At 65.1% G+C, this 25,644-nt stretch carries 23 protein-coding genes, 1 tRNA gene, 1 other RNA gene and 1 pseudogene; 13 read left to right on the top strand and 13 right to left on the bottom strand.

From position 1 onward, the window contains the following. Positions 1–43: 43 nt before the first annotated feature. Entirely contained in the window at positions 44–1,540 is a 1,497-nt protein-coding gene (locus QMG72_RS01755; RefSeq protein WP_283479465.1) for a glyceraldehyde-3-phosphate dehydrogenase, read from the bottom strand. Between the two features lie 349 nt (positions 1,541–1,889). On the opposite strand from QMG72_RS01755, the gene QMG72_RS01750 reads away from it, so the two are divergent. Further along, on the top strand, positions 1,890–2,042 hold the full coding sequence (locus tag QMG72_RS01750) for a hypothetical protein (RefSeq protein WP_283479464.1): 153 nt from the start codon (positions 1,890–1,892) through the stop codon (positions 2,040–2,042). A 96-nt stretch (positions 2,043–2,138) separates the two neighbouring features. Here QMG72_RS01750 and rnpB read toward each other — a convergent pair. Beyond that, positions 2,139–2,532: RNase P RNA component class A (rnpB, locus tag QMG72_RS01745), an RNA gene on the bottom strand. 72 nt (positions 2,533–2,604) lie between these two features. On the opposite strand from rnpB, the gene QMG72_RS01740 reads away from it, so the two are divergent. Further along, entirely contained in the window at positions 2,605–3,522 is a 918-nt protein-coding gene (locus QMG72_RS01740; RefSeq protein ID WP_283479463.1) for an alpha/beta hydrolase, read from the top strand. A gap of 59 nt (positions 3,523–3,581) precedes the next feature. Further along, positions 3,582–4,346 carry a YaaA family protein gene (locus QMG72_RS01735; RefSeq protein ID WP_283479462.1) on the top strand — a complete coding sequence of 255 codons (765 nt, stop codon included), beginning with the start codon at positions 3,582–3,584 and terminating at the stop codon, positions 4,344–4,346. A gap of 59 nt (positions 4,347–4,405) precedes the next feature. On the opposite strand, the gene QMG72_RS01730 is transcribed toward QMG72_RS01735, so the two are convergent. After that, entirely contained in the window at positions 4,406–5,143 is a 738-nt protein-coding gene (locus QMG72_RS01730; protein ID WP_283479461.1) for a zinc ribbon domain-containing protein, read from the bottom strand. Positions 5,144–5,266: 123 nt separating this feature from the next. Beyond that, positions 5,267–6,184 carry a Nif3-like dinuclear metal center hexameric protein gene (locus QMG72_RS01725; RefSeq protein ID WP_502934640.1) on the bottom strand — a complete coding sequence of 306 codons (918 nt, stop codon included), beginning with the start codon at positions 6,182–6,184 and terminating at the stop codon, positions 5,267–5,269. 79 nt (positions 6,185–6,263) lie between these two features. On the opposite strand from QMG72_RS01725, the gene msrA reads away from it, so the two are divergent. From msrA to epsC, 3 genes are all read left to right on the top strand, one after another. Beyond that, entirely contained in the window at positions 6,264–6,788 is a 525-nt protein-coding gene (gene msrA / locus QMG72_RS01720) for a peptide-methionine (S)-S-oxide reductase MsrA (protein WP_226774950.1), read from the top strand. A gap of 67 nt (positions 6,789–6,855) precedes the next feature. Further along, positions 6,856–7,791: a cysteine synthase A gene (gene cysK, locus QMG72_RS01715; RefSeq protein WP_283479460.1), complete on the top strand. Its 936-nt coding sequence runs from the start codon at positions 6,856–6,858 to the stop codon at positions 7,789–7,791. A 38-nt stretch (positions 7,792–7,829) separates the two neighbouring features. Next, the gene (gene epsC / locus QMG72_RS01710) at positions 7,830–8,414 is read left to right on the top strand and encodes a serine O-acetyltransferase EpsC (RefSeq protein WP_226774952.1); all 585 of its coding nucleotides are present in this window, start codon (positions 7,830–7,832) and stop codon (positions 8,412–8,414) included. A gap of 40 nt (positions 8,415–8,454) precedes the next feature. Here the strand turns inward: epsC and QMG72_RS01705 are convergent, their stop codons facing one another. Then, positions 8,455–9,288, bottom strand: coding sequence for an oxidoreductase (locus QMG72_RS01705; RefSeq protein ID WP_283479459.1), 834 nt, complete (start codon positions 9,286–9,288; stop codon positions 8,455–8,457). A gap of 120 nt (positions 9,289–9,408) precedes the next feature. Further along, positions 9,409–10,845, bottom strand: a complete 1,437-nt coding sequence (gene gnd / locus QMG72_RS01700) for an NADP-dependent phosphogluconate dehydrogenase (RefSeq protein WP_226774954.1) — start codon at positions 10,843–10,845, stop codon at positions 9,409–9,411. 239 nt (positions 10,846–11,084) lie between these two features. Here gnd and QMG72_RS01695 point away from each other — a divergent pair, with 239 nt between their 5' ends. After that, positions 11,085–11,813, top strand: a complete 729-nt coding sequence (locus QMG72_RS01695; protein ID WP_226774955.1) for a FadR/GntR family transcriptional regulator — start codon at positions 11,085–11,087, stop codon at positions 11,811–11,813. Between the two features lie 63 nt (positions 11,814–11,876). Continuing rightward, positions 11,877–12,931 (top strand): annotated as a pseudogene (locus QMG72_RS17740) (D-2-hydroxyacid dehydrogenase). Between the two features lie 297 nt (positions 12,932–13,228). Here the strand turns inward: QMG72_RS17740 and QMG72_RS01680 are convergent. From QMG72_RS01680 to QMG72_RS01670, 3 genes are all read right to left on the bottom strand, one after another. Then, positions 13,229–13,519, bottom strand: coding sequence for a hypothetical protein (locus QMG72_RS01680; protein ID WP_226774957.1), 291 nt, complete (start codon positions 13,517–13,519; stop codon positions 13,229–13,231). A gap of 81 nt (positions 13,520–13,600) precedes the next feature. Beyond that, positions 13,601–15,091 carry an HNH endonuclease signature motif containing protein gene (locus tag QMG72_RS01675; RefSeq protein ID WP_282360300.1) on the bottom strand — a complete coding sequence of 497 codons (1,491 nt, stop codon included), beginning with the start codon at positions 15,089–15,091 and terminating at the stop codon, positions 13,601–13,603. A gap of 157 nt (positions 15,092–15,248) precedes the next feature. After that, positions 15,249–15,707, bottom strand: coding sequence for a MarR family winged helix-turn-helix transcriptional regulator (locus tag QMG72_RS01670; protein ID WP_283479455.1), 459 nt, complete (start codon positions 15,705–15,707; stop codon positions 15,249–15,251). Between the two features lie 168 nt (positions 15,708–15,875). Here QMG72_RS01670 and QMG72_RS01665 point away from each other — a divergent pair, with 168 nt between their 5' ends. After that, entirely contained in the window at positions 15,876–16,694 is an 819-nt protein-coding gene (locus tag QMG72_RS01665; protein ID WP_283479454.1) for a bacteriorhodopsin-like, read from the top strand. 112 nt (positions 16,695–16,806) lie between these two features. Here the strand turns inward: QMG72_RS01665 and QMG72_RS01660 are convergent. From QMG72_RS01660 to QMG72_RS01645, 4 genes are all read right to left on the bottom strand, one after another. Further along, positions 16,807–16,882 (bottom strand) — tRNA-Val (locus QMG72_RS01660). 133 nt (positions 16,883–17,015) lie between these two features. Further along, positions 17,016–17,909, bottom strand: a complete 894-nt coding sequence (locus tag QMG72_RS01655; protein ID WP_502934639.1) for an NAD-dependent protein deacetylase — start codon at positions 17,907–17,909, stop codon at positions 17,016–17,018. A 31-nt stretch (positions 17,910–17,940) separates the two neighbouring features. After that, the gene (locus tag QMG72_RS01650) at positions 17,941–18,459 is read right to left on the bottom strand and encodes a peroxiredoxin (RefSeq protein WP_502934638.1); all 519 of its coding nucleotides are present in this window, start codon (positions 18,457–18,459) and stop codon (positions 17,941–17,943) included. Continuing rightward, positions 18,456–18,875 carry a DUF3052 domain-containing protein gene (locus QMG72_RS01645; protein WP_283479451.1) on the bottom strand — a complete coding sequence of 140 codons (420 nt, stop codon included), beginning with the start codon at positions 18,873–18,875 and terminating at the stop codon, positions 18,456–18,458. Before QMG72_RS01645 ends, QMG72_RS01650 begins: the two co-directional genes overlap by 4 nt. 397 nt (positions 18,876–19,272) lie before the next feature. On the opposite strand from QMG72_RS01645, the gene aceE reads away from it, so the two are divergent. The 4 genes from aceE to QMG72_RS01625 all read left to right on the top strand — a co-directional run bounded on the left by aceE (position 19,273) and on the right by QMG72_RS01625 (position 25,554). Beyond that, positions 19,273–22,053, top strand: a complete 2,781-nt coding sequence (gene aceE / locus QMG72_RS01640) for a pyruvate dehydrogenase (acetyl-transferring), homodimeric type (protein ID WP_283479450.1) — start codon at positions 19,273–19,275, stop codon at positions 22,051–22,053. Positions 22,054–22,234: 181 nt separating this feature from the next. After that, entirely contained in the window at positions 22,235–23,479 is a 1,245-nt protein-coding gene (locus QMG72_RS01635) for a PucR family transcriptional regulator (RefSeq protein ID WP_282360306.1), read from the top strand. An 87-nt stretch (positions 23,480–23,566) separates the two neighbouring features. After that, positions 23,567–24,496: an ACP S-malonyltransferase gene (locus tag QMG72_RS01630; RefSeq protein WP_282360308.1), complete on the top strand. Its 930-nt coding sequence runs from the start codon at positions 23,567–23,569 to the stop codon at positions 24,494–24,496. Then, the gene (locus QMG72_RS01625) at positions 24,493–25,554 is read left to right on the top strand and encodes a beta-ketoacyl-ACP synthase III (protein WP_253032544.1); all 1,062 of its coding nucleotides are present in this window, start codon (positions 24,493–24,495) and stop codon (positions 25,552–25,554) included. Before QMG72_RS01630 ends, QMG72_RS01625 begins: the two co-directional genes overlap by 4 nt. Positions 25,555–25,644: the final 90 nt, after the last annotated feature.

The following is a 25,644-nucleotide window of genomic DNA, read 5'->3' as shown; positions in this document are numbered from 1 at the left end:
GCGGACCGGCCGGGAATGCGCCACAGAGTTCAGAAATGTCCGGTCAGGCGGTGACCTCAACGGGAAGACCGGCTGCCTGCAGGGTGGCAGCCGCGTCCTTGGCGGGGAACGACGGCGGGTTCACGCCGGCCATTTCCTCCATAACGCGGACCACCTGGCAGCTGTAGCCGAACTCGTTGTCGTACCAGACGTAGAGGATAACGTTCTTGTCGTTGGTGATGGTGGCAAGGCCGTCGATTATTCCTGCCCGGCGTGAGCCGACGAAGTCGGTGGAGACAACCTCTGGCGAATCGATGTAGTCGAGCTGCTTGCGCAGCTCCGAGTGCAGCGACATTTCCCGAAGGTAGTCGTTGACCTCATCCTTGGTGGTGCCGTTTTCCAGGCTCAGGTTCAGGATGGCCAGGGACACGTCCGGGGTGGGCACGCGGATGGAACTTCCCGTAAGCTTGCCGAGCAGCTCCGGCAGCGCCTTGGCCACTGCCGTGGCGGCACCGGTCTCGGTGATCACCATATTCAGGGCGGCGGAGCGTCCGCGCCGATCACCCTTGTGGAAGTTATCGATCAGGTTCTGGTCGTTGGTGAAGGAGTGGACGGTTTCCACATGGCCGTGGACGACGCCGTACCGGTCGTTGATCGCCTTCAGGACGGGAGTGATGGCATTGGTGGTGCAGGAAGCCGCGGAGACAATCCTGTCCGCATCAGTGATCGTTGAGTGGTTGATGCCGTGAACGATGTTCTTCAGCTCGCCCTTGCCCGGAGCAGTTAGCAGAACCCGGGATGCGCCCTTGCTCTTGAGGTGCTGGGAGAGTCCGTCGGCGTCGCGCCAGCGTCCCGTGTTGTCGACGACGAGTGCGTTGTGGATGCCGTAGGCGGTGTAGTCGATGGTGGCGGGGTTGTCCGAGTAGATGACCTGGATCTGGACGCCGTTCGCGGTGATGGTGTCGTTTTCGAGGTCCACCTTGATGGTGCCTTCGAAGGAACCGTGGACCGAGTCGCGGCGCAGCAGGCTTGCACGCTTGGCAAGGTCGTTGTCCGAACCGCGGCGGACCACAATAGCGCGCAGCCGCAGCCCATGCCCGCCGCCGGCCTTTTCGATCAGGAGCCGGGCCAGGAGCCGGCCGATGCGGCCAAATCCGTAGAGGACGACGTCGGTGCTGGTGCGGTCGTCGGCGCCGCGCTTGCCCACAACATCGGCCAGCTCCGCACGGAGGAATTCGTCCAGGGTGGCACCGTTGCCCTCGACGCGGTACTTCTCGGTGAGGCGGGCGACGTCGATGGCTGCGGCGCCGAGGTCCAGCGTAGTCAGGGCGTCCAGCAGCGGGGCGGTCTCCTCAAGACGTAGTTCTTCCTTGCTCATCCGACGGGCGAAGCGGTGTGCCTTCAGGATGTTCATAGTGGACTTGTTGATCAGGCTGCGGCCGTGGATGGACGTCACCACGTTGTTCTCGCGGTACAGCCGGCCGATCACCGGGATCATGGCCTCGGCGAGCGCCTCCCGGCCCATCCACGTATCAAGACAAGAATCTGACGTCTGGCTCACAGAAATACCTTCCTAAAATCCACCACATACGGCGCCGTATGCGGAAGTCGGCTGCCGGAGGGTATCCGGAACCTGGGCTCCGGGGATTCGGTCCACCCCGGGCGCACGTGTCAAGCAAAAGAAAAGCCGCCGGCTGCGAACGCAGACCCGACGGCAGAACATCTACGTTCATCCTCCATTCTACCGGCGGCCCGGAAGGGACCGGTGCCCCGTTACGCGTGAAATGACTCACACGCGGCCCGGGTTCGCCCGTCGTGCCCACCGGCACACCCAACGCCGGACAGCTGCGACGCCGGGCTCTGGCGCCCTCCGGCCTAAGCAGCTGCACGCTACCCTCTAGGATGTTCCTATGGGACTAATAATCACTCTACTTATCATCTGGCTCGTTTTGTCCGTCCTCGGCTTTGTCGTCAAGGGCCTTGTCTGGCTGGCCGTCGTTGGCCTGATCCTCTTTGTGGCAACCGGCGTCTGGGGCTGGGTGAAGCGGAAGGCCAAGGCCTAACACTGACCTTGGTCCATACCGGCGGCGGTGCGCGGCAGCGTGCGCCACAGCGCGCCGCGGGGGTTTGTCGTCACGCGGCCTAACCGGTGGTGTGGGTGGATGGGTTGACCGATACGCCGGGTTCTGTGTTCCCGCGCCGTTGCCAGCACAGGAATAGCGGCCATCCATCTACGAACGCCGTTGCCGGCGCCCTCCAGCAGCCTACCCGGACACTCGGGCGGGCAGCCCTCAAACGTGTCCTGTCTGACCTTGCTCCGGGTGGGGTTTACCTAGCCTTCCCGGTCACCCGGGAAGCTGGTGGTCTCTTACACCACCGTTTCACCCTTACCTGCCCTGCCGGCTGTGCAAGCACACCCGGCACGCAGGCGGTCTGTTCTCTGTGGCACTGGCCTGCGGGTTACCCCGAGTGGGCGTTACCCACCACCCTGCCCTGCGGAGCCCGGACGTTCCTCGAGCCACTTGCGTGACGCGCGGCCGCCTAGTCAACCCATCCGCCGTCTATTCTACGGTCACTGCCGGCCGGCCCGGCAACACCTCCGGCGGCCGGGCCTATGATCGGGGAATGGACGCGCCAGAACTGAGCCGGCGCCGTTTGCTGGAGCTGGCGGGAATCGGAGTGGGTGCGTCCGCCCTGGCAGCCTGCGCTCCCGGAACCCCACCCCCTGCCGCGCCACCGGCCGCGCCGCCTGCGGGTCCCGCGGGTGGGCCGGCGAACCCGACGGCGGGTTCGGCCCGGACGCCTGCTGTCCCGTTGACCGTCCGGACCAGGATGGGATCATTTGTTTCGGTGTTCCGCCCCGGAATCAGCACCGGCTGGTCACTGGCCGCCCCCGAAGCCCCGCCCGGCGCGGCGCAGCCCGATCTGCCGCTGGCGGTATTCCTGCACGGTCTCGGCGGCAGCCACACGGTGCTGCTGGAGGAACTGGCCGCCCACGAGGCGCTTCGGCGGCACCTCGACGCCGGCGGTCTGCCCTTCGGGATAGCCGCCGTGGACGGCGGAAACAGCTGGTGGCACCCCCGCGCTGACGGCAGCGACACCCAGGCAATGCTGATCCAGGAGTTCATTCCGTTCCTCGGCGGCCAGGGGTACAACCTTGGCCGGATCGGCCTCTTTGGCCTCTCGATGGGCGGCTTCGGTTCGCTGCTGCTCGCCTCGCAGGGCCGCTTGCCCGGTGTACGGGCCGTCGCAGCCATGAGTCCGGCTCTCTGGGACCACTACGACCCGCGCACCGACAGCGCCTTCGACGGTCCGGACGACTTTGCGGCCCATAACGTGTTCGCGCTCCGCCCAAGACTCGCAGCGCTGCCCAAACGAATCGACTGCGGGACCACGGACACCCTTGCCGGAACGGTTCGCCAGTACCGGGAGGGGCTCCCGGGCGCCGTCGAGGGCGGCTTCCAGCCCGGCGGCCACGACTCCGGCTATTGGCGCTCCGTCCTCCCCGAGGTCTTGTCCTTCCTGGGCCGGAACCTGGCCTGAACCTCGGTCGGAAGCTGCCGGCGGCCGGCCCGCGCAGGACGCGCCGCTAAGCTTGGACGGTGCTGATTCTGCTGCCGCCCTCCGAAGGCAAGACTCCCGCCACGGCCGGCGACGCCGTCGACTGGGCCACCTTGAGCTTCCCCGAATTGAACAGCTACCGTGCCAAGGTGCTGGCGGGCCTTGGTACGGTCAGCGCCCACGAGGACGCCCTGGCGCTGTTGGGCGTTGGCGCCTCCCTCTGGGCCGACGTCGAGCGGAACACCAGGCTGCACGCCGAACCGGCAGCCCCGGCCCACCAGGTCTACTCAGGGGTGCTCTACGACGCCTTGGACTACAACAGCCTCACGCCTTCGCAGCGGAAAAAAGCGGACGCATCCGTGCTGGTCATTTCGGCACTCTGGGGTGCCATCCACTTCGGGGACCGGGTGCCGGCGTATCGGTTGTCAATGACCGCTGCGTTGCCCGACGTCGGACGCCTGGCATCTTTTTGGAAGCCGCACCTCAGCGCGGCGCTCGCGACCGTCACCGCTGGCGAACTGCTTGTGGACTGCCGTTCCAGCACGTACGCCGCCGCGTGGGCTCCGCCGCCGCCGCAGACCGTGGCCGTGAACGTGTTTACCGAGGCCAAAGGCGTCCGGAAGGTCGTCAGCCACTTCGCCAAGCACACCCGTGGCGAGCTCGCCCGGCACCTGCTGAGCCGGCGGGGTCCGGCACCGCAGACTCCCGCCCGGCTGCAGAAAGCCGCGGCCGAAAAGTGGACAGCGGAACTGGTCGAGGGCACGTCCCGGAAGCCGCACACCCTCAACCTGATCCTGCCCAACTAGCTCGCAGCAGGGGTCGTTTTGAGCGCTCAAAACGCCCCCTGCTGCGAGTCAGTTTGTGGTTACACCCATTCGGAAGAGCGGACCAGGATGCAGCCGGAATCCGGGCAGAACACCACTTCGTCCTCGGCCGCAGCCTTGATCTCGGCGAGGTCCCCCGGGCTCAGCTGCATACCCGAACCCTCGGACGTTCCGTGGAAGAGCCGGGCCGCGCCCACGCCGCGCTTCGCCAGGGTCTTTTCGTAAACCGCCAGGAGGCCGGCATCCAGGCCTTCGGCGAACTGGGCGCGATCGCCCCGCACCACCGTTGCCTCGGCTGCGATCTCCGCGAGCCGCTCGTCAAGTTCGGAGCGGATGGAACCGAAAGAGCCCTGAATGTCGTCAACGATCTGCTGCTGGCCGGACTGGCGCAGGCGGAGCGAGTCCAGCCGTTCCAGGACTTCCAGCTCAATGTCCTCAAGGTCGGAGCGGCGCTTGTTCAGTGACACGAGGTCCCGCTGCAGGGCCACGAGGTCCTTAGACAGGCCGGTGCCGCTGTTGAGCCTGGCCTCGTCGCGTTCAATCCGGGAGGCGACCTGCTCCACGTCGGCTTCGGCCCGCTTGAGCTCAAGTTCGGCGTCGTGGACCGCCACCTTAGCGGCGCCAAGTCCCCCGTTGGCCACGCCGAGGGCAGCCTCAAGATCGGTGATCCGTGGGTCGCTTTCAAGGCTTCGGCGGCGGTTGGACAGGGACTTGAGCTTCGCATCAAGTCCCTGCAATTCGAGCAACTTCAACTGTTCCGCCGGTGCTGCCTTGGCCACTATTTACCTCCGCTAAATCCCTGCCGGCCGGAGCCGGGCGCCGTGTCGGCGCTCCCTAGACTCTAGCGCCTAGCGTACTCCCCGGCCTCGCTACGCTCACCCGGGGCCCCGCGCATGCCAGGCTTAGCCCGGAGTCAGAATGAAGTCCCACGGGTCGCTGTTGGTGGTGCTGACCCGGATCTGCACGTTGTGGCCCTGGTCCCCCAGGACGTTGCCCAATGCCTCGGCGGCGGCAGGCAGCCACAGCCACTCGCTGGCGAAGTGCGAAACGTCGATGAGGTAGGGCCTGTTGTTGACGGCCTCCTCCCGGGCTTCCGACGCCGGATGGTGCCGCAGGTCGGCCGTCAGGTAAACATCGGCGTCGGAGGCCCGCACTGCGTCCAGGAGCGAATCTCCGGCCCCGCCGCAGACGGCGACGCGGCGCACCAGCCCGTCCCGGTCCCCGGACACCCGCACTCCCCCGGCGACCGCCGGGAGGATGCCGAACACTCGTGCGGCGAACTCGCCCAAGGTGAGTGGTTCGGCCAGGTCGCCGACCCGCCCGATCCCCTCTTCAGGCAGCCCGTTGGACGCCGGAGACAGCGGGGCAGCGTTCTGCAGGCCCAACGCATCGGCCAGGACATCCGAGACGCCGCCGACGGCGGAATCGCCGTTGGTATGGACCGTCAACAGGGCGGTCCCGGTTTCGATCAGGCGGTGCACGGCCCGGCCCTTGGCGGTGGTCGCGGCTACCGAGGTGACACCTTTGAGCAGTAGCGGATGGTGGGTGATGAGCAGCTCGGCGCCAAACTCGATCGCCTCCTCGATCACCTCAAGAGTGGGATCGACGGCGAAGAGGATCCTGCCCACCCCGGCGGAGGGGTGTCCGGCCACAAGCCCCACCTCATCCCAGTCCTCGGCCAGTGATTCGGGCCACAGCTCCTCGGCGGCCAGCAGGATCATGCCCAGGGTAGGCTGCCGCTCCGTTTCCCCGGATCCAGGGCCGGCAGCGTCGGTTCCTTCGGGAGGGCCGGCTGAAACGTCGGTGTTTACAGGTTCCATACCCCCATTTTTACCCTATTGGCCGGCGCCCCCTGCAGGTGCCGGGAATCTTCGGGGCCCTTCAACCATTGAAGAGGACATGAGAACTTTTGTCCTCGGCGGAGGCTGCTTCTGGTGCCTCGACGCCGTCTACCAGAAAACCAAGGGTGTCAGCGCCGTCGTTTCGGGCTACTCCGGCGGCCATGACCGCAACCCCGACTACTACGCAGTCTGTTCCGGTACCACCGGCCACGCCGAGGTGGTGGCAGTGACGTTCGATGAGCAGATCGTCCCGGCGGAGATCATCCTGGACATGTTCTTCGCACTCCACGACCCCACAACCCTGAACCGTCAGGGCTACGACGTCGGCACTCAGTACCGCTCCTCAATGTTCTACGAAACGACTGAGGAAAAGATCCTCTTCGAGGAGGCGATCGAACGGAACCAGTCGCTGTGGGCGCATCCGATTGTCACGGAGGTCAGCCGGCTGCCGGTGTTCCACCGGGCGGAGGAAATTCACCAGGACTACTACGGCAAATTCCCGGAGCAAGGTTACTGCCAGGTGATCATTAATCCGAAGCTGGCCAAGGCCAGGAAATATTACTCTTCATGGCTTAATGCTTAGCTAGGGCCTGTGGGCCCTCGTTAGGCTGACCTCAGCATTCCCCCTCAACAGACAGGTGCAGACACCCATGGCACGGATCTATGACGACGTTACCCAGCTGGTCGGCGGCACTCCGCTGGTCCGGCTGAACCGGCTGAGCGAAGGCCTTGACGCCACAGTGGCGGTCAAGCTGGAGTTCTACAATCCGGCCAACAGCGTCAAGGACCGGATCGGCGTTGCGATTGTCGATGCTGCGGAAAAGTCCGGCGCCCTCAAGCCCGGCGGCACCATCGTCGAAGGCACCTCAGGCAACACCGGCATCGCCCTCGCCATGGTCGGCGCTGCCCGCGGCTACAAGGTCATCCTGACCATGCCGGAAACCATGTCCACCGAGCGCCGCGTGATGCTCCGCGCCTACGGTGCCGAGATTGTGCTGACGCCCGGCTCCGAGGGCATGCGTGGCGCCGTCGAAAAGGCCCAGGAGATCGTCGCCAATACGGAGAATTCCATCTGGGCGCAGCAGTTCGCGAACGAGGCAAACCCCGAAGTCCACCGCCAGACGACAGCCGAGGAGATCTGGTCCGACACTGACGGCAAGGTGGACATTTTCGTCGCCGGCGTTGGCACCGGCGGAACCGTCACCGGCGTCGGACAGGTACTCAAGGAGCGCAACCCCGACGTGCAGATCATCGCCGTCGAGCCGAAGGACTCCGCCATCCTCAATGGTGCCGCACCGGGACCGCATAAGATCCAGGGCCTCGGCGCCAACTTTGTGCCCGAGATCCTGGATACAAACGTCTACGACGAGGTTATGGACGCCACCCTTGAGGACTCGGTCCGCGTGGCCCGGGACCTCGGCGTCAGGGAAGGCATTCTCGGCGGAATCTCCTCCGGCGCGATCGTTTGGGCGGCCCTGGAGCTCGCCAAACGGCCGGAGAACGCCGGTAAGCTGATTGTTGCTATCGTCTGCGACTTTGGTGAGCGTTACATTTCCACGGTGCTGTACGACGACATCCGCGGCTGAGTCCGGCCACTGTCCACGATTTTTGTAGAAAGGTCTTTGTGAGCTTTTTCGCAAGGCTGAAGGAAGACCTCGACGCCGCCAGGTCCCACGACCCGGCGGCTCGAGGTTCCTTTGAGAACTTCTTTGCCTACTCCGGCCTGCACGCGATCTGGGCGCACCGCCTGACGCACCGGATGTGGCAGGACCCGGCGCTGCGCTTCCCGGCGCGGCTGATCTCCCAGCTGGCGAGGTTCTGCACCGGCATCGAGATCCACCCCGGCGCAACCATCGGCCGTCGCTTTTTCATCGACCACGGTATGGGTGTGGTCATTGGCGAGACCGCCGAAATCGGTGAGGACGTGATGCTGTACCACGGGGTGACCCTCGGCGGCCGGTCGCTGGCCAAGGTCAAACGCCATCCCACCATCGAGGACCGGGTCGTGGTCGGCGCCGGCGCCAAAATACTTGGCCCCATCACCATCGGCCGGGACAGCGCCGTGGGTGCCAACGCCGTGGTGGTCAAGGACGCCCCGGCAGAGTCGATCCTCACGGGAGTGCCTGCCACCTGGCGGCACCGGGACGCGCAGCGGGAGACCAAACCGGGCGTCGACCCGGCGGAATACCTGATCGAATACCGGATCTAGGCGGTACTCACCGATTCCCGGGCCGGCCAGCTGGCCTGCGCTACGCGGGAAACCGTTTGTAGATGTTCCAGATGACAACGTCGAAGGCCCGGTCCGGCAACAACCGTCGCAGCATCAGGATGGCCCGGGCACCCTTGCCTACCGGGTAGCGGGTCCTGGGCCTTGGTGACGTCGCGGCGTGGACGATTGCGTCGGCAATGACGGTCGCGGCGGTGGACATGGCGGAGCCCTCGGTCGATGCCAGCGCAGCCGCGACGACTTTCGCCTGGTCCATGTAGGGTCCGCGGCCGGAGGTGGCCAGCAGGCTGTCACCGGAAATGGCGCCCCATTCCGACTGCGTTCCCGCCGGCTCGATGATGGAGACGTTGATGCCGTGGGGTTTGAGTTCAACCCGCAGTGAATCGCTCAGGCCCTCGACGGCGAACTTCGTGGCGTGGTACCAGGCTCCCAGCGGCTCATACATTTTTCCGCCGATCGAGGACACGTTGATGATCCGCCCCCGCCCGGCGGCCCGCATTCCAGGGAGCACCAGCTGGGTCATCCGGGCTAGCCCGAAGAGGTTGACGTCAAATTGCCGCCGCCCCTCTGCCAGCTCCACTTCCTCGAGTGAACCAAAGGAGCCGTAGCCGGCGTTGTTCACCAGGACATCAACCCGGCCGTGCACCGCGATCACCCGTTCGATGGCCGCCGTCATGGAGTCCTCGTTGGTGACGTCAAGCGCAACAACGTTCACACCGTGGGCTTTGAGGGGCGCCATCTTCTCCACCCGGCGGGCCCCGGCATACACGGTAAAACCGCGGGCAGCGAGTTTCCATGCCGTCTCATAGCCGATTCCGGCGGAGGCTCCGGTGACGAATGCTACGGGCTGGCTCATCTGCTGCACTCCTGGGACGGGTACTGGGGACCACGGCTGGCGGCCGGGTATCCGGGGAAAACCGAACGGCCGGTGCTCCCAGAGTAGCGGGAAGCACCGGCCGTCGGTCAGTGGCGGAAGCTAGTGGGTATCCACTGCCTCAATTTCAGCCTTGTCCTCGCCCCAGAGGGTGTGGAAGGTACCCTCGGTGTCGACGCGGCCGTAGGTGTGCGCACCGAAGAGGTCGCGCTGGCCCTGGATCAGGGCGGCCGGCAGGCGCTTGCGCCGCAGGCCGTCGTAGTAGGCCAGCGAGGAGGAGAACACCGGCACGGGGATGCCGAGCTGGACGGCGGTGGCGACGACCCGGCGCCAGGCCGGGAGGACGTCGGCGATCGCCGTGGTGAAGGCCGGGGCGAACAGCAGGTTGGCCGGCTTCTCGTTAGCGGCGTAGGCCTTTGTGATCTCCTTGAGCAGTTCGGCACGGATGATGCAGCCGCCGCGCCAGAGGGAGGCGATCTCGTCCAGTTTCAGGTCCCAGCCATATTCCGTGGCAGCGGAGGTGAGCATGTCCAGCCCCTGCGCGTAGGAGACCAGCTTGGAGGCGTACAGCGCCTGGCGGACATCCTCGACAAAGCTCTCCGGGACCTCGACGCCGGCTTCGCCGCCGGCCAGCAGCTCCTGGGCCAGCTTCCGCTGTTCCGTCTGTGAGGACAGTGCCCGGGCGAAGACCGATTCGGCGATGCCCGAGACCGGGGAGCCCAGTTCAAGGGCGGAGATGACGGTCCAGCGGCCGGTCCCCTTCTGGCCCGCGGCGTCCACCACAACATCCACAAACGGCTTGCCGGTCTTAGCGTCCACATGGCCAAGGACCTCGGCGGAGATCTCGATCAGGAAGGAGGCGAGGTCGCCCTTGTTCCACTCTGCGAAGATCTTGGCCTGCTCGGCCGGTTCGATGCCGGCGCCGGAGCGCAGCAGGTCAAAGGCCTCGCCGATCACCTGCATGTCGGCGTATTCGATGCCGTTGTGGACCATCTTGACGAAGTGGCCGGCGCCGTCGGTGCCGATCCAGGCGCAGCACGGCTTGCCGTCGACGTGAGCGGCGATCTTTTCCAGCAGCGGGCCGAGGGCGTCGTAGGACTCCTTGGAACCACCAGGCATGATCGAGGGGCCGTTGAGGGCCCCCTCTTCGCCGCCGGAGACACCGATGCCAACGAAGTGCAGGTCCTTCTTGGCGAGCGCTGCTTCGCGGCGGCGGGTGTCCTCGTAGTGGGAGTTGCCGGCATCGATGATGATGTCGCCGGCTTCCAGCAGCGGTTCGAGCTGTTCGATCACGGAGTCGACCGGCTTGCCGGCCTTGACCATGATCAGCACGCGGCGTGGCTTCTCCAGCGAGTCGACGAGCTCCTGCAGGGTCTCGGTGCGGATGAAGTCGCCGTCCTGGCCGTGCTTCTCGAGCAGGGCGTCTGTCTTCTCGACCGACCGGTTGTGCAGGGCCACCGTGAAGCCGTTCCGGGCCAGGTTACGGGCCAGGTTGGCCCCCATCACCGCAAGGCCTGTGACACCGATGTGTGCTGACATCAAAACTCCCATTCATTTCTGTGCAACGAGTGCACTTCGTCCCGCGCGTAGGGCGGAAACTTTCTTCTGAGGATCAGTGGTTGTCAATAAACCATATGTATTTCAGGGGGCTGCTGGAAAGCAGAGCCCACGTGGCTGAATATGGCGCGTCACAAACAGTCTATGATTCCCGCGGCCGCTCCGCCGGTCCACGCCGTAACGACGGTTCGTTCAGCTTCCGCCGCACTATGCTTACGACTATGTCAACCAGCCTCCACCACCGCGCGATTGAGCACCTCGGCAGCCGGATCGTCGCGGGACAGCTCCCGGCCGGTCACATTATGCTGGCCGAACACCTCGAAGGTGAACTCAGCGTGTCCCGGTCGGTGGTCCGCGAAGCAGTGCGTGTGCTGCAGTCCCTCGGCCTGGTGGAAACAACCAAAAGGGTGGGGATCCGGGTCCTCCCATTCAGCCGCTGGAATCCGTTCGATCCGCAGGTGATCCGCTGGCGCCTTGCCGGCGAGGGCCGTGGAGCGCAGCTGCGCTCCCTCGCAGAGCTGCGCACCGCCGTCGAACCCGTTGCCGCCGAGCTGGCCGCCACCAACGCCCCGGAGTCGATCCGGCGGGAGATCGTGGAAGTTTCCCACGCCATGCGCGACGCCGGCCGCGCCGGGGACGTGCCACGGTTCCTTGAGCTCGATATCCACTTCCATTCCCTGCTGCTAACGGGCTCCGGAAACGAGATGTTTGCGAACATGGTGGGCCAGGTGGCGGAGACCTTGACCGGACGCACGGTGCACGGCTTGATGCCGGACCACCCAAGCAACTCGGCGCTGCAGTGGCATGTGGACGTTGCCGAAGCCATTGCCGCCGGGAACCCGGCGGCGGCCCGTGAGGCTTCTGACCGGATTATGCGAGAGACCATTTCGGAGATGGAACCAGGGTGGAAGAATCAGCCCCGGATGTTCGTACCCCTGAAGCGGCCCTAGCCACAAAATGCAGGACGTGGGGTTCCACGCCGGTGTGGGGTTCCACGTCAACAGGATGGTCCCATGACCGAAGACGGGACCGTCGTTGCCATCGCCGTTCCCCTGGAAGCAGAACATGTGGAACGGATCCGCGCCGTCGACGCGTCCGTGGCCGTGCTGCATGAGCCCGAACTGCTCCCGCCCGAGCGATACCCGGCCGACCATCGTGGGGATGCTGCCTTCCGGCGCACCCCGGAGCAGGAGGAATGGTAGTGGCAGCTGCTGAACCGGGCGCAGGTGCTGTAGGGCTTCCCCAACGACAGCCCGGAGGGCCTGGCGCGGATTGCTGCCAGCAACCCTCATCGGCAGTGGATCCAGGCCATGGCGGCCGGTGCCGGCGGCGCGGTCAAGGCTTAGGGGCTGGACAAGGAGTCCCTCAGGAAACTGAGAATCACCGCCTCGGCGGGCGTGCACGCATTGCCCTTGGCGGAGTTCTCCGCGCTGGGTATCCTGAACGGCTTCAAAGGCACCGCGGACCTCGCCCGGGACCAGGCGGAAAATTCTGGCCGGAGGTGCACACCCCCACCCGGCTGGCCAGTGGCTCATGTCGTGTCATCACCGGTCTCGGTGAGATCGGGCTGGAGACGGCCCGGATCGCGCGTGCACTGGGCATGAGCGTGGGCGGCACCAAACGTATCGTGGAGGCGCTCGACGGAATCGCGGAGGTAACTGGCAACGCGGGCCTTGCCGGGCTGCTGCCGGCCGCCGACGCCGTCGTCAACACGCTGCCGGGTACTGCCAGCACCGAGAAGCTGTTTGACCGGAAGATTTTCAGTGCCATGAAGCCGGGCACCGTGTTCATCAACGTGGGCCGCGGCAGCGTGGTGGACGAGGACGCCCTGCTGGAGGCACTCGACTCCGATCAGGTGTCCTATGCGTGCCTGGACGTGTTTGGGGTGGAACCGCTCCCGGCGGACAGCCCGCTGTGGGACCACCCCAACGTGGTGGTCTCCCCGCACAGCTCTGCCCTCAGCGCGGCAGAAAACCGGCTTATTACGGACCGCTTCTGCGCCAATCTGCGGATCTTCCTCGACGGCGGCGACCTCCCCCATCTGGTGGATCCCGGCCACTTTTACTAGGCGCTACGGGTACCAAGCGGGCCGACGCCGGGAGGGCCCGTCCCGGCGGCCTGCTCGGCAACGTCTCGTCCCACGGGCTGCCATGAATTAGACCATCGAATGGGCATTTTCGCTGGGCGACATGGCCATCCAGGTGTTTTTTATTTCCCACTTTTCACGGTATATTCATTACAAGCCTTCCACCGCGGCATCCCCCAATAGTCGCGGTGGAAGGCTTTTCCATTGCCCGGCTCCTATGCCCGCCTTTTCAGGATTGGCCCCGCTGCAGCGCAGTCAGCCGGCGGCCCCAATCCGTGTCTAGGCCACGTCCGCAGTGGCCTCCCGGAGCCGCCAGCCGCCGCCCAGGCCATCCCGGATTATTTCCATGGTGGTAAGCGCGGAGCCCGCGTTCCGGCCAAGGCGCACCTGGACCTGCCACACCTCGACATCGACCCGGCTCAGTCCTTTGGGCATCCGCCGCTCCGCCTCCCACCAACTCACCCGCTCGAACCAGCGGACCGGCTCGGCACCGACAATCCATTCGCGGCCGCCTCGCAGCACAGTTTTGGGCCGGCCGTTCGGACCCGATTTCACCATCACGTGTTCCATGCATGTCACGATAGGGCGGGGCTGCGACAATTTTCCGTGCGCATCTCCTGGCCGGGATGCAAGCAGTCTGACGGGCCGGGATCAACCGACCACCGAGTAAGCGGAATACCTGAAGTAGTGGTTACGCCGTGGTTCACGGCGGGGATCCACGTGGGGCGGCGGAATGAACCATGGGATGCCGCCGCTGACCTGGATGGTCCATTTCTCTTTGTGCACCAGGTGGTGGTGATGTGAACAGAGAAGGGTGCCATTTTCTGTGCCTGATGTCCCGCCCCGCGACCAATAGGTGATGTGGTGGGCTTCGCACCATGACGCCGGAATGGTGCAACCCGGAAAGGCGCACCCCAGGTCCCGTGCGGTGATGGCTTTGCGGACGTGGGGCGGAAAGACCCGCGAGGCCCTGCCGACGTCCAATATCCTGCCTTCTCCCCCCAGCACCACCGGGATGATGTCGGCGTCGCAGGCGATCTTCCGAACGGTCGATGCGGTGACCGGCCCGGTGAGCAGGAAGCTTCCCCCGGTACTGGCGGTGCGGCCTTCCAGGTCGTCGAGCAGGTCCCGGTAGGCGATGGTGACCATCACCTGCGGCCGGAGTCCACCTGCGGAAGGCAGCGTTCCGGACGCCAGGGCCACTGAACAGGCGCCCACGAGGCCGTCGAGATGCTTTTGCGGCCGGGATCGGCGGTCCAGGCCGTTCACTGCCGCCTCCTGGCCGGTTCCGCCGAGCGGGCCGGACTGGGTGCGTGGATTCGTGGCGGTGTTCATGACCGTCAGCAACTGCTCGAACTGCTCTGCGGTGGCGAAGATCTCGACATGCTGCAACCCAAAACGCGGTCGGCGCACGAAGGCTCCCTGAACCTGCCGCAACACTTCCTCGGCAGGCTCCGCGCCGTCCTGATCCAGGGCGTCGGTCCATCGGCGGGCTACCCGGACTAGAAAGTCGGGGTCATGCTCGATCGCCGTCAGGGTCAGGGCGTGTTCCATTCGCTGCGTGGCTTCAGCGGTGCAACGGTGACGGACCCGATCCAATGCGCTGGTGATGAGACTTGCCGAATGCGAGGCCACGGAGCCGGCCGCCACTGCCGCGCTCAGTTCCCCGTGACGGGGTGGCACCGGCTGACCGGTGATGCCGGTCTGCGGCAGGATGCTCGCGCTCAGGCACAATCGGCGTCGGACTTCCGCGGCGCTGACTCTCAAGCTGGCCCGCAGAAACTCGGTGGAATTGCGGTAGCCATCGTCCGCCGGTTGCGCCGCCGGGCCGCGGGCGGCTTCTTCTGCAGACCATCCAGTGGCCCACGAGGTCACCGCCGAACCCCCTGCAGCTGCTTCCTTTCGGGCGCGGTCCACGGCGCCTGCCGCGAGGACCTGAAAGTAATCCATCACCCGGGAGATATCCTCAACGCGGCGTGCAAAGTCAGCAGCCCCGGCGAAACCCAGCAACGCGGCGTCTCCCGCCGCCGTCGAACTCATCGAGCGGAGGAGCCTCAGAACATGGTCCAGGTCCGGCGCGGTCTGCTGGCCGGCGGTCTCGACAGTTTCCCGGAAGGGAAGGAAATCCTCGGTGGTCTCCATAAACTCGATGCTGCCACCGGGGTGTGACAAAAAGGGGCCGGCGCCGAACGCCGATCACTCAGTCCAGATGGCTGACCCCTGCGCCGGAACGATCGTGGGCTAAGGGATGTTTGCAATCTCTCACGGGTGGTGGCGACGCCCACAGCTGGAGAGGGCTTTACATCCCTGTGCGCCGCGACACCTCGTCTGCGACGGTCAGGAGGGCCGTTTCGAACGCTGCCAATTCCTTATCGGAGAGGCCCGTGGTGGATGAAGCGATCATCGTATTGAACTGGGCGTGAATGTCCGCCACCACCGAGTGTCCGCTATCGGTCAGCTCCAGGCACAAGCTGCGGCGGTCGTTGGGATGGGCAAGCCGTTCAAGCCACCCCAGATTTACCAGCCGGGTTGAGATCGCCGTAATGGCGCCGGTGGTCAGTTCCATGTGTTCCGCAAGCTGCTTCGGTGTCACGCTGGCCTGCTCGGCAATCCAAAACAGAGCCCGCAGTTCACTGGGCGACAGGCCGTAGTCGGTGGCGATTTTCTCGCGGTTACGCTCCAGCGCTCGGACGAACCTGACGGCTGCATAGGGAAAGCCCGCGAGGGCGTACGTCGTGCGCGGTGTTTCCCGTCCCATCGCCCCTCCTGATCGAGGCCTGTATGCCTCGGTTGTTCTGCCTAGTTCCTTGGTGGAAAAAAATCTACATAAGTGACCTAGTAACTTACTGACTAAGACAACTATAATTCATAGTACGGCCGGGTTTTCGAATACCGCGCTCGGACACCACACAACGATGGAGGATCCGTGATTACTGACTCTCTAACAAAGGGCCAATACGATACCGTCTACAACTTCCTGTCTCTGGTCATCGCGTCGCAGCTGTTCACGGCACTATTTCTGCTGATCGCGTTGCCGCGGATCCTACCGCGTTACCGGCAAGCGATAACGGTGGCCATCATCGTCTGCGGCATCGCTGCCTACCACTATTTTAGGATCTTTGACTCCTTCCGGGCGTCGTTCGTGACTGAGGCAGTGGGCGGCGAGGGAGACTATACGCAGGCCGTTGGCCAGTCGTTCAACGAGGGATATCGTTACGTCGATTGGCTGCTGACGGTGCCGCTGCTGCTGTTTGAACTCATTGCCGTGCTCGCGCTCGCGCGATCAGCTCAAAAACGGCTCATCCGGCAACTCATCCCGGCTGCCGCGCTTATGATCATTCTCGGCTACCCGGGCGAAATCAGCGGCGACAACGGCATTCGCGGACTCTTCGGTCTGCTCTCGACCATCCCGTTCGTCTACATCCTGTACGTCCTGTTTGTCCAACTCACCAAGTCCTTGGGCAATCAGCCCGTCGCGGTGCGGGGCACCCTGAGCCGGCTGCGCTTCCTCCTCCTTGCGAGCTGGCTTGTCTACCCGATCGCGTATCTGCTCCCAGTGCTGAACATTGCGGGCTCGGATGCCTGGGTGTTCAAACAGGTTGGCTACTCGGTCGCTGACATTGCGGCGAAGGCAGTCTACGGGCTCATTATCTTCTATGTTGCTCGGGTGAAGTCCTACGAAGACGACCCGGAGTTTGCCAGGATCGAAATGTCGAAGGAAGATGCCGTGGCAATCCGCAGGTAGCCTTCCTCGGTCGCTCCGGCCAGCCGCTCCCGAGAACGCCGCGGCCAACCCGGAGGAACACGGCAAAAACCCCGCCAGGCGGCCGAACGGCTCGCTACTGACGGGGTTTTGCTGGTGGGTCCTACCGGGATCGAACCGATGACATCCACGGTGTAAACGTGGCGCTCTACCAGCTGAGCTAAAGACCCAAACCGTTGATTCCGCGTTTGCACGCTTCAACCAACGAACAATCACACTACCGGATGCACCCTGCCCGGCGCCAATCGGAACAGCGGCCGCCGATCAGCTTTCCCTGCGGGGCAGCGGCGGGTTGGAGCAGGATCAGAGCGGTGGGAGTTCGGCAGCCAGCCAGGTGAGGGCCGCACTGACGCCGGCATCGAGTTTGACGGTAGCGAGTTCATCCCCTCGGGTCTGGCCCCGGTTGATGATCACAACGGGCTTGCCGTGCTTGGCGGCATGCCGGGCAAACCGCAACCCGCTCATCACAGTCAGCGAAGAACCGGCCACCAGGAGCGCCGCAGCCTCGTCCACGATGGAATAAGAACGTTCCACCCTGTCCTTGGGAACGTTCTCGCCGAAGTAGACGAAATCCGGCTTGAGCGTGCCGCCGCAGGCAGGGCAATGCGCCACTACGAAACTTTCGATCAGAGCAGCATCCTCCACCGTGGCGTCTGCATCCGGTGCCATTTCGACCGAACCGGCGGCCAGCGCCCGGTCCAGGAAGTCGGGGTTGAGCTCCGTCAGGACTCCTGCCAGCAGCGCTCGACTGTATCTGCGGTGGCAGTCGAGGCAGGCGACCTGGTCAAATCGTCCGTGCAGGTCAACCACGTTGATGCTCCCGGCGGCCTCGTGGAGCCGGTCGACGTTCTGGGTGATGAGCCCGGTGAGCAGCCCCCGGCGTTCCAGGCGGGCGACGGCGGCGTGGCCTTCATTGGGGTCGGCGCGGCGCAGGTGGGACCAGCCGATGTGGTTGCGCGCCCAATAGCGGCGCCTGTTGTCCGCTTCGCCGATAAATTCCTGGTACGTCATGGGTGCCCGGGGAGCGGCGCCCGGCCCGCGGTAGTCCGGAATGCCGGAGTCCGTGCTGAGCCCGGCACCGGTCAAGAGGGCGAAACGCTCCCCCGCGAGGATGCCACGGATGTCCTGCAAGACCTTGAGTTCGTCGACGGCCGGTTCGCTCACGGGCACCGGAGGCAGGCTGGCAAATCCAGTCATGCCGATCCCGGGCCGCCGCGTTCGCACTCGGTCAGCTCCCCACAAGTCCCGCCAGGGCGGCGCGGTAAGCCCCGAAGTCCCGGGCCTGGCCGCGGGGATTGACCACCACGTAGCGCACGATGCCGCTCGAGTCGATGATGAAGGTTCCACGCTTGGCCATGCCGCTTCCGGCGTCGAACACGCCGTATTTTTGGGCGACGGCACCGTGCGGCCAGAAATCCGCGAGCAGGTCGAAGGCGTAGCCTTCCTGCCCGGCGTACGCCCGCTGGGCAAACTTGCTGTCCACCGACACGCCCAACACGGCCGCATCGGCATCCGCGAACAGTGCCAGGTTGTCCCTGATTTCGCACAGTTCCCCAGTGCAGATGCCGGAGAAGGCGAAGGGGAAGAACACCAGAACAACGTTGCGGCCCCGGAGCTCCGATAACCGCACCGGCTCGCCGAATTGATTCAGCAATTCAAAGTCTGGAGCTGCCTCGCCGACAGCGGGCACGCCGAGGGACTCATCCGCGAGATCCCCGGCGCTGGCCGCGACGCCGGTTTGGGTCACTTGTTTTTCCGCGTGACCAAACGGGTGGCACTCCAGTCCTTGGAGACGCCGGCGGAAGTGGTGTAGTGCAGGCCGGCGGTAGGTGCAGCATCCTGGATGTCAGCAGGTGAGACGTACCCCACCCGGCCGGACTTCGGCGTCAGAGCCCACACAACGCCGCCCTCGGTGAGGGTGGTCCGCGAACCTACCAGGGTGTCCACGAGATCACCATCGTCGGAGCGCCACCAAAGGATCACGGCGTCAACCACTTCGTGGTCGTCCTCGTCGAAGAGTTCGGAGCCGGTGAGATCTTCGATGTCGTCGCGCAGATCGAAGTCGACATCATCGTCATAACCGAATTCCTGAATCAGGTCCCCGGTTTTGAATCCCAGTTTTTCCGCCACATTTACCGAAGTGGCGGCGTCGGCCTCGCTCACGTGTTGCTCCTATGTTTGGTGTTTTCAATAGCTCTAGTGATTTCCATTACTCCAAGCCAACACCCTTTGCGCCTGCGCTTCAAGCTGTTGGCCCCGCGATCCGCCATATTCTGCGTCACACAGGGTGATCCTAGCGCCGCGGTGCGGCACATCGTCACACAACCAGTATGCCGGTCAAATCCGAACCGGCGCCCACCCGGCGGCTACGCATCCCCCAGCTGTCGGAGCTAGAGTGGCTGGTGACGACTACGCCTGTGAGGGCGAACGCCCCGCTGACCAAGGCGGGGAGAGTTGTGATTGGACCTTGTCCGGCGCACATGACCGGGCAGATGTAACCGATACGTCGCACACGTCGCGTTCACGCCAGGCAGTTACCCTGCCGCAGCTGAGGGCGCCGATGAATGCGCTCAAAGAGAGGTTGGACGTGGCTGCAGGAGAAGAGACCTCCCATATCCTTAGCGGGTTGACTAACCAGCTGCCTGATCGTGATCCGGAAGAGACCGCCGAGTGGCTGGAGTCCCTGGATGACTTGATTCAGGAACAGGGCACCGAGCGTGCCCAGTACATAATGCGCAGCCTGCTTCAGCGGGCCGGTGCGCAAAGCGTGGGTGTTCCGATGGTGACGACCACGGATTATGTGAATACGATCCCGGTGGACCAGGAGCCGGCGTTCCCGGGGCATGAGGAGATTGAGCGGAAGTACCGGGCGTGGCTGCGGTGGAATGCGGCGATTATGGTGCACCGGGCGCAGCGCGCCGATATCGGCGTCGGCGGACACATCTCCACTTATGCCGGTGCCGCGACCCTCTACGAGGTCGGGTTCAACCACTTCTTCCGCGGCAAGGATCATCCCGGCGGCGGTGACCAGGTCTTTTTCCAGGGCCATGCCTCTCCCGGGATGTACGCCCGTGCCTTTATGGAAGGCCGGTTGTCCGAGGAGGACCTGGACGGTTTCCGGCAGGAGAAGTCCAAGGAGGGCCACGCGCTTTCCTCGTACCCGCATCCTCGGTTGATGCCGGAGTTCTGGGAATTCCCCACGGTTTCGATGGGTATCGGGCCGATGAACGCGATTTATCAGGCGCAGTCCAACCGGTATCTGGCCAACCGCGGTATCAAGGACACCTCGGACCAGCAGGTCTGGGCGTTCCTGGGTGATGGGGAAATGGACGAGCCGGAGTCCCGGGGCCTGCTCCAGCTCGCCGCGAACGACAAGCTCGATAACCTGAACTTCGTGATCAACTGCAACCTCCAGCGCCTCGACGGACCCGTGCGGGGCAACGGCAAGATCATGCAGGAACTGGAGGCGTTCTTCCGCGGCGCGGGCTGGAACGTGATCAAGGTCGTTTGGGGCCGGGAGTGGGATGACCTCCTGGCCAAGGACGAGGACGGTTCGCTGGTGAAGATCATGAACGAAACCGTCGACGGCGATTACCAGACGTACAAGGCCGAGTCCGGTGCGTTTGTCCGGGAGCACTTCTTCGGCCAGACTCCGCAGACCAAGGAAATGGTCCAGGACCTCACCGATGACCAGATCTGGAACCTCAAGCGCGGCGGCCACGACTACAACAAGGTCTACGCCGCGTACAAGGCCGCGACCGAGTTCAAGGGCAAACCCACCGTTATCCTCGCCCACACGGTCAAGGGTTACGGCCTGGGTACCCACTTCGAGGGCCGCAACGCCACGCACCAGATGAAGAAACTCACCCTCGCGGACCTGAAGGCTTTCCGGGACCACCTGCGTATCCCGATCACCGACGACCAGCTCGAAGGGGATCTCTACCGGCCCCCGTACTACCACCCCGGCATGGACTCCCCGGAGATCAAGTACCTGATGGAACGCCGGGCCGCGCTCGGCGGCTTCGTTCCCGAACGCCGCTCCAAGCACACCGAGGTCACCCTGCCGGAGGAGAAGGTCTACGAAGTCGCCAACCGCGGCTCCGGCAAGCAGCTGGCGGCCACGACCATGGCCTTCGTCCGGCTCCTGAAGGACCTGATGCGGGATAAGGAGTTCGGTGCCCGGATCGTTCCGATCATCCCGGACGAGGCCCGGACCTTCGGCATGGACGCGTTCTTCCCCACCGCGAAGATCTACAACCCGAACGGGCAGAACTACCTCTCCGTGGACCGCGAGCTCGTCCTGGCCTACAAGGAGTCCATCTCCGGGCAGATCGTGCACGCCGGCATCAACGAGGCCGGCTCCGTCGCGGCGTTCACCGCCGCGGGGACCTCCTACGCCACCCACGGGGAACCGCTGATCCCGATCTACGTCTTCTACTCGATGTTCGGCTTCCAGCGCACCGGGGATTCCTTCTGGGCCGCCGCGGACCAGATGACCCGCGGGTTCATCATCGGCGCCACCGCCGGCCGGACGACCCTGACCGGTGAAGGCCTGCAGCACGCCGATGGCCATTCCCCGGTCCTGGCCGCGACCAACCCGGCCGTGATGACCTACGATCCGGCCTACGGGTACGAGATCGGCGTGATCATGCGCGATGGCCTGAACCGGATGTACGGTCCGGGCCCGGCGGACAACGATCCGTCACGGAACGTGATGTACTACATCACCGTTTACAACGAGCCGATCTCCCAACCGGCAGCACCGGCGGAACTCGACGTCGAGGGCATCATCAAGGGCATCTACCTGCTCGCGCCGGCCAAGATCGATGGCCCGCGCACGCAGATCCTCGCCTCCGGCGTGTCAGTCCCGTGGGCCCTGGAAGCCCAGAAAGTCCTCGCCGAAGACTGGGGCGTCTCCGCCGACGTCTGGTCCGTGACGTCCTGGACCGAACTGCGCCGCGATGCCATGGCCGCTGAGGAAGATGCGTTCCTGAACCCAGGCAAGCCCGCACGCGTTCCGTTCGTCACCGAACAACTCGCCGGCGCCACCGGACCGATCGTCGCCGTGACCGACTACATGAAAGCCGTGCCCGACCAGATCCGCCAGTTCATCCCGAACGAGTTCGCCTCCCTCGGCGCGGACGGCTTCGGCTTCTCCGACACCCGCGCCGCAGCACGACGCTTCTTCAAGAACGACATCCACTCAGTGGTCGTCCGTTCCCTGCAGATGCTCGCCCGCCGCGGCGAAGTAGACGCCCAAGCACCCGCCCAGGCAATCGAAAAATACCGCCTGCACAACGTCAATGCCGGCACCACCGGCAACGCGGGCGGCGACTCCTAGAGTCAGCTCAGCACGGAACGACGGCGGTCCCCACCGGAAGGCGGGACCGCCGTCGTCGTTAATGCCTAACGCCCGGGAACCCGGACACCCCCGGCGGCGGACAATACTGTGATCCAGCACAAAGGCCGTTGTAGCCTTTGCACAAATGGAGCTTGGGCGGCAGGCCCCGTATGCTCGATGCATGTCCGAGCCGATCACCACTGCCGCAAAACGCAAGCCTGCCTCAAGGGCGATGTCTCCGGAGAAGGTTGAGACGCTCAAGAAACTTCGGGCCAGTGTAGGCCAGCTCTCCACCACGACACTGCGCCAGCTGGAGAAGTCCTTGCCCTGGTACAGCCGGCTGAACTCGGACGAACGTTCGGCACTGGGCATGGTGGCGCAAAACGGCATTGCCGCGTTCGTCACCTGGTTCGAACGTCCCAGCTCGCCGTCGTGGATTCTCTCCGACGTTTTCGGCACCGCGCCGACCGAGCTCACCCGCTCCATCAGCCTGCAAAAAGCCCTGCAGCTGATCCGGATTGTGGTGGAAGTGGTGGAGGACCAAGTGCCGGTGATCGCACCGGAAGCGGACCAGGGAGCGCTGCGCGAGGCGGTCCTGCGGTACTCCCGCGAGGTCGCGTTCGCCGCAGCGGATGTCTACGCGCGGGCCGCCGAATCCCGCGGCTCGTGGGATACCCGGCTGGAAGCACTCATTGTGGACGCCATCCTGCGCGGTGAAAACACCGACGCCCTGCGGTCCCGGATTGCCGCCTTGGGCTGGAAAGCGCAGGAGCGCTTCACAGTTATGGTGGGCAACACTCCGTCCGAACCCAATGCCAGCTATGTCAGCGAACTGCGCCGCACGGCCGGGCGTTTCGCCGAAGACGCCCTTGTCGGAATCCAGGGCGACCGTCTTATCCTGATCCTTGGCGGGGTCCACGACCGGGAGACCGCGTACCTGAAGCTGGCTGAACTCTTCGCGCCCGGGCCGGTCGTTTACGGCGCCGAAGCCGGCTCCCTGCTGGAGGCCAGCAGCTCGGCGCAGTCCGCCTTCGCGGGGCTGACCGCCGCCCGTGCCTGGCCAGCCGCGCCGCGCCCGGTTGCTGCAGATGACCTCCTGCCGGAAAGAGTCATCTCCGGCGACGACGCGGCGCGCCGCTCCCTCGTCAAGAACATCTACCGTCCCCTGATCGCGGCGTCCAACGGCCTCGTCGAGACCCTCGGGACCTACCTCGAGCTTGGGCATTCGCTCGAGGCCACGGCCCGTGAACTCTTCGTCCATGCCAACACCGTGCGTTACCGGCTCAAGCGCGTCTGTGACGTCACCGGCTGGGATCCGTTGCTGCCCCGGGAGGCTTTTGTGCTCCAGACGGCTCTGGTCGTTGGCCGGCTGGCGACCCCGCCGAAGCCCGCCGTCGAACGTCAGCCGTCGCGCAACAGCCCCTGAGCAGTTGTAGACTTCCTACAAAGTGACCCTGTGAGCTTGGTGCACGAATACACCGATAATCACGCCGTAGTTTGGAAAGCTGGATACGTGCTTGCAATCGTCTGCCCTGGACAGGGCTCCCAGACCCCCGGTTTTCTGGCCCCTTGGCTGGAACTGCCGCCCGTCGCAGGCCATCTGGCCTCGCTCAGCGAGATCGCGGGGATCGACCTCACCGCCCACGGCACCACGTCGGACGAGGAGACCATCAAGGATACGGCTGTTGCCCAGCCGTTGATCGTCGCCGCCGGGTTGGTGGCGGCCCAGTCGCTGTTCGACGTCGAGCTGGCCACCCTCCCGGTTATCCTTGCCGGCCACTCTGTCGGCGAAATCACTGCCTCCGCCCTGGCTGGTGTGCTCACGGAGACCGAAGCCATGACGTTTGTCCGGGAACGCGCCAACAGCATGGCAGCTGCCGCCGCGGCAACCCCCACCGGCATGAGTGCGGTGGTGGGCGGCGACCCGGCCGAGGTCTTGGCAGCGATCGAGGCCTGCGGCGCCACGGCCGCCAACGTCAACGGCGCCGGCCAGACCGTCGCGGCCGGCACCCTGGACCAGCTCAAGGCCCTCGCGGAGAACCCGCCGGCCAAGGCCCGGGTGATCCAGTTGAAGGTGGCCGGCGCATTCCACACCTCGCACATGTCCCCCGCCGTCGCGGCGCTGCGGGCCCTTCGCCCCGCGCTGCACCCGCGGAACCCGCAGGTGCCGCTGCTGTCCAACTTCGACGGCGCGGAAATCACCGATGGTGCCGCCGCCGTCGAAAGCCTGATCGCACAGGTTTCCCGCCCGGTCCGCTGGGACCTCTGCATGGAAACACTCGTGAAGCGCGGCGTGACCGGCGTGATTGAACTGGCTCCGGCCGGAACACTCGCCGGACTCGCAAAGCGGGGTATGCCGGGTGTGAAGACCGTGACCGTCAAGACCCCGGACGACCTCTCCGCCGCCCTGGCCCTATTCGCAGAACTGGAAGGACAGGCATGAGTGTGCCCACATTAAAGCAGGCCCCGCTGCACGAGAACACCCGCGTTATGGGAGTCGGAGCCTACCGTCCCGACGTGATCGTCACCAACGAGGACGTCTGCCAGTGGATCGATTCCTCCGATGAGTGGATCCGCCAGCGGACCGGCATCATCACCCGGCACCGCGCCTCCGCTGACATCAGCGTGATTGACATGGCTGAGGGCGCTTCCCGAGAAGCCCTGCAGAAGGCCGGCATTGAGGCCTCCCAGCTTGGCGCCGTCATCGTCTCCACCGTGACGCACCCCTATGCCACCCCGTCCGCTGCGGCGAGCCTCGCAGACCGTCTGGGTGCCACACCGGCCCCCGCCTTCGATATCTCCGCCGCGTGCGCCGGCTACTGCTACGGCATCGCCCAAGCCGATGCGCTGGTGCGGTCCGGCGCTGCCGACTACGTCCTTGTGGTCGGCGCGGAAAAGCTCTCTGACGTCATCGACAACACCGAGCGAACCATCTCCTTCCTGCTCGGCGACGGCGCCGGCGCCGTCGTGATCGGCCCGTCCGAGACCCCGGGCATCGGCCCGTCGGTTTGGGGCTCGGACGGCAGCAAGTGGGACGCAATCGGCATGACCGGTTCCATGCTGGATCTCCGCGGTCCGGCCTCGGCGGGAGCGCAGGGCGGTGCTCCCGGTACCGGGGAAGCCGCCGTCGCGGATCCGGCGCTTTGGCCGACGCTCCGCCAGGACGGCCAGACGGTGTTCCGTTGGGCAGTCTGGGAGATGGCCAAAGTCGCGCAGCAGGCGCTGGACGCCGCCGGCATCACCGCCGACGATCTCGCGGCCTTCATTCCGCACCAGGCGAACATGCGGATCATCGACGAGATGGCCAAAAAACTGAAGCTTCCCGGGACGGTCATCATCGCCCGGGACATCGCCGACGCCGGCAACACTTCCGCAGCGTCCATCCCCCTGGCCACCCATCGGCTGCTGCAGGAAAACCCGCAGCTCAGCGGCGGCCTGGCACTGCAGATCGGCTTCGGTGCCGGATTGGTCTTCGGTGCCCAAGTCATCGTGCTTCCCTGAGCCCCCGGGTTCCGCCACATTCCCCCGTCTTCACATCCCGCAACAAGCCGAACCCTCGGTTTGAGTCATTCCCGCCCGAAGCTGCCGGCA

The sequence above is a fragment of the Pseudarthrobacter sp. PH31-O2 genome (genome assembly GCF_030063265.1).
Taxonomy (GTDB): Bacteria; Actinomycetota; Actinomycetes; order Actinomycetales; family Micrococcaceae; genus Arthrobacter.
This window is presented reverse-complemented; position numbering and strand designations above follow the sequence as displayed.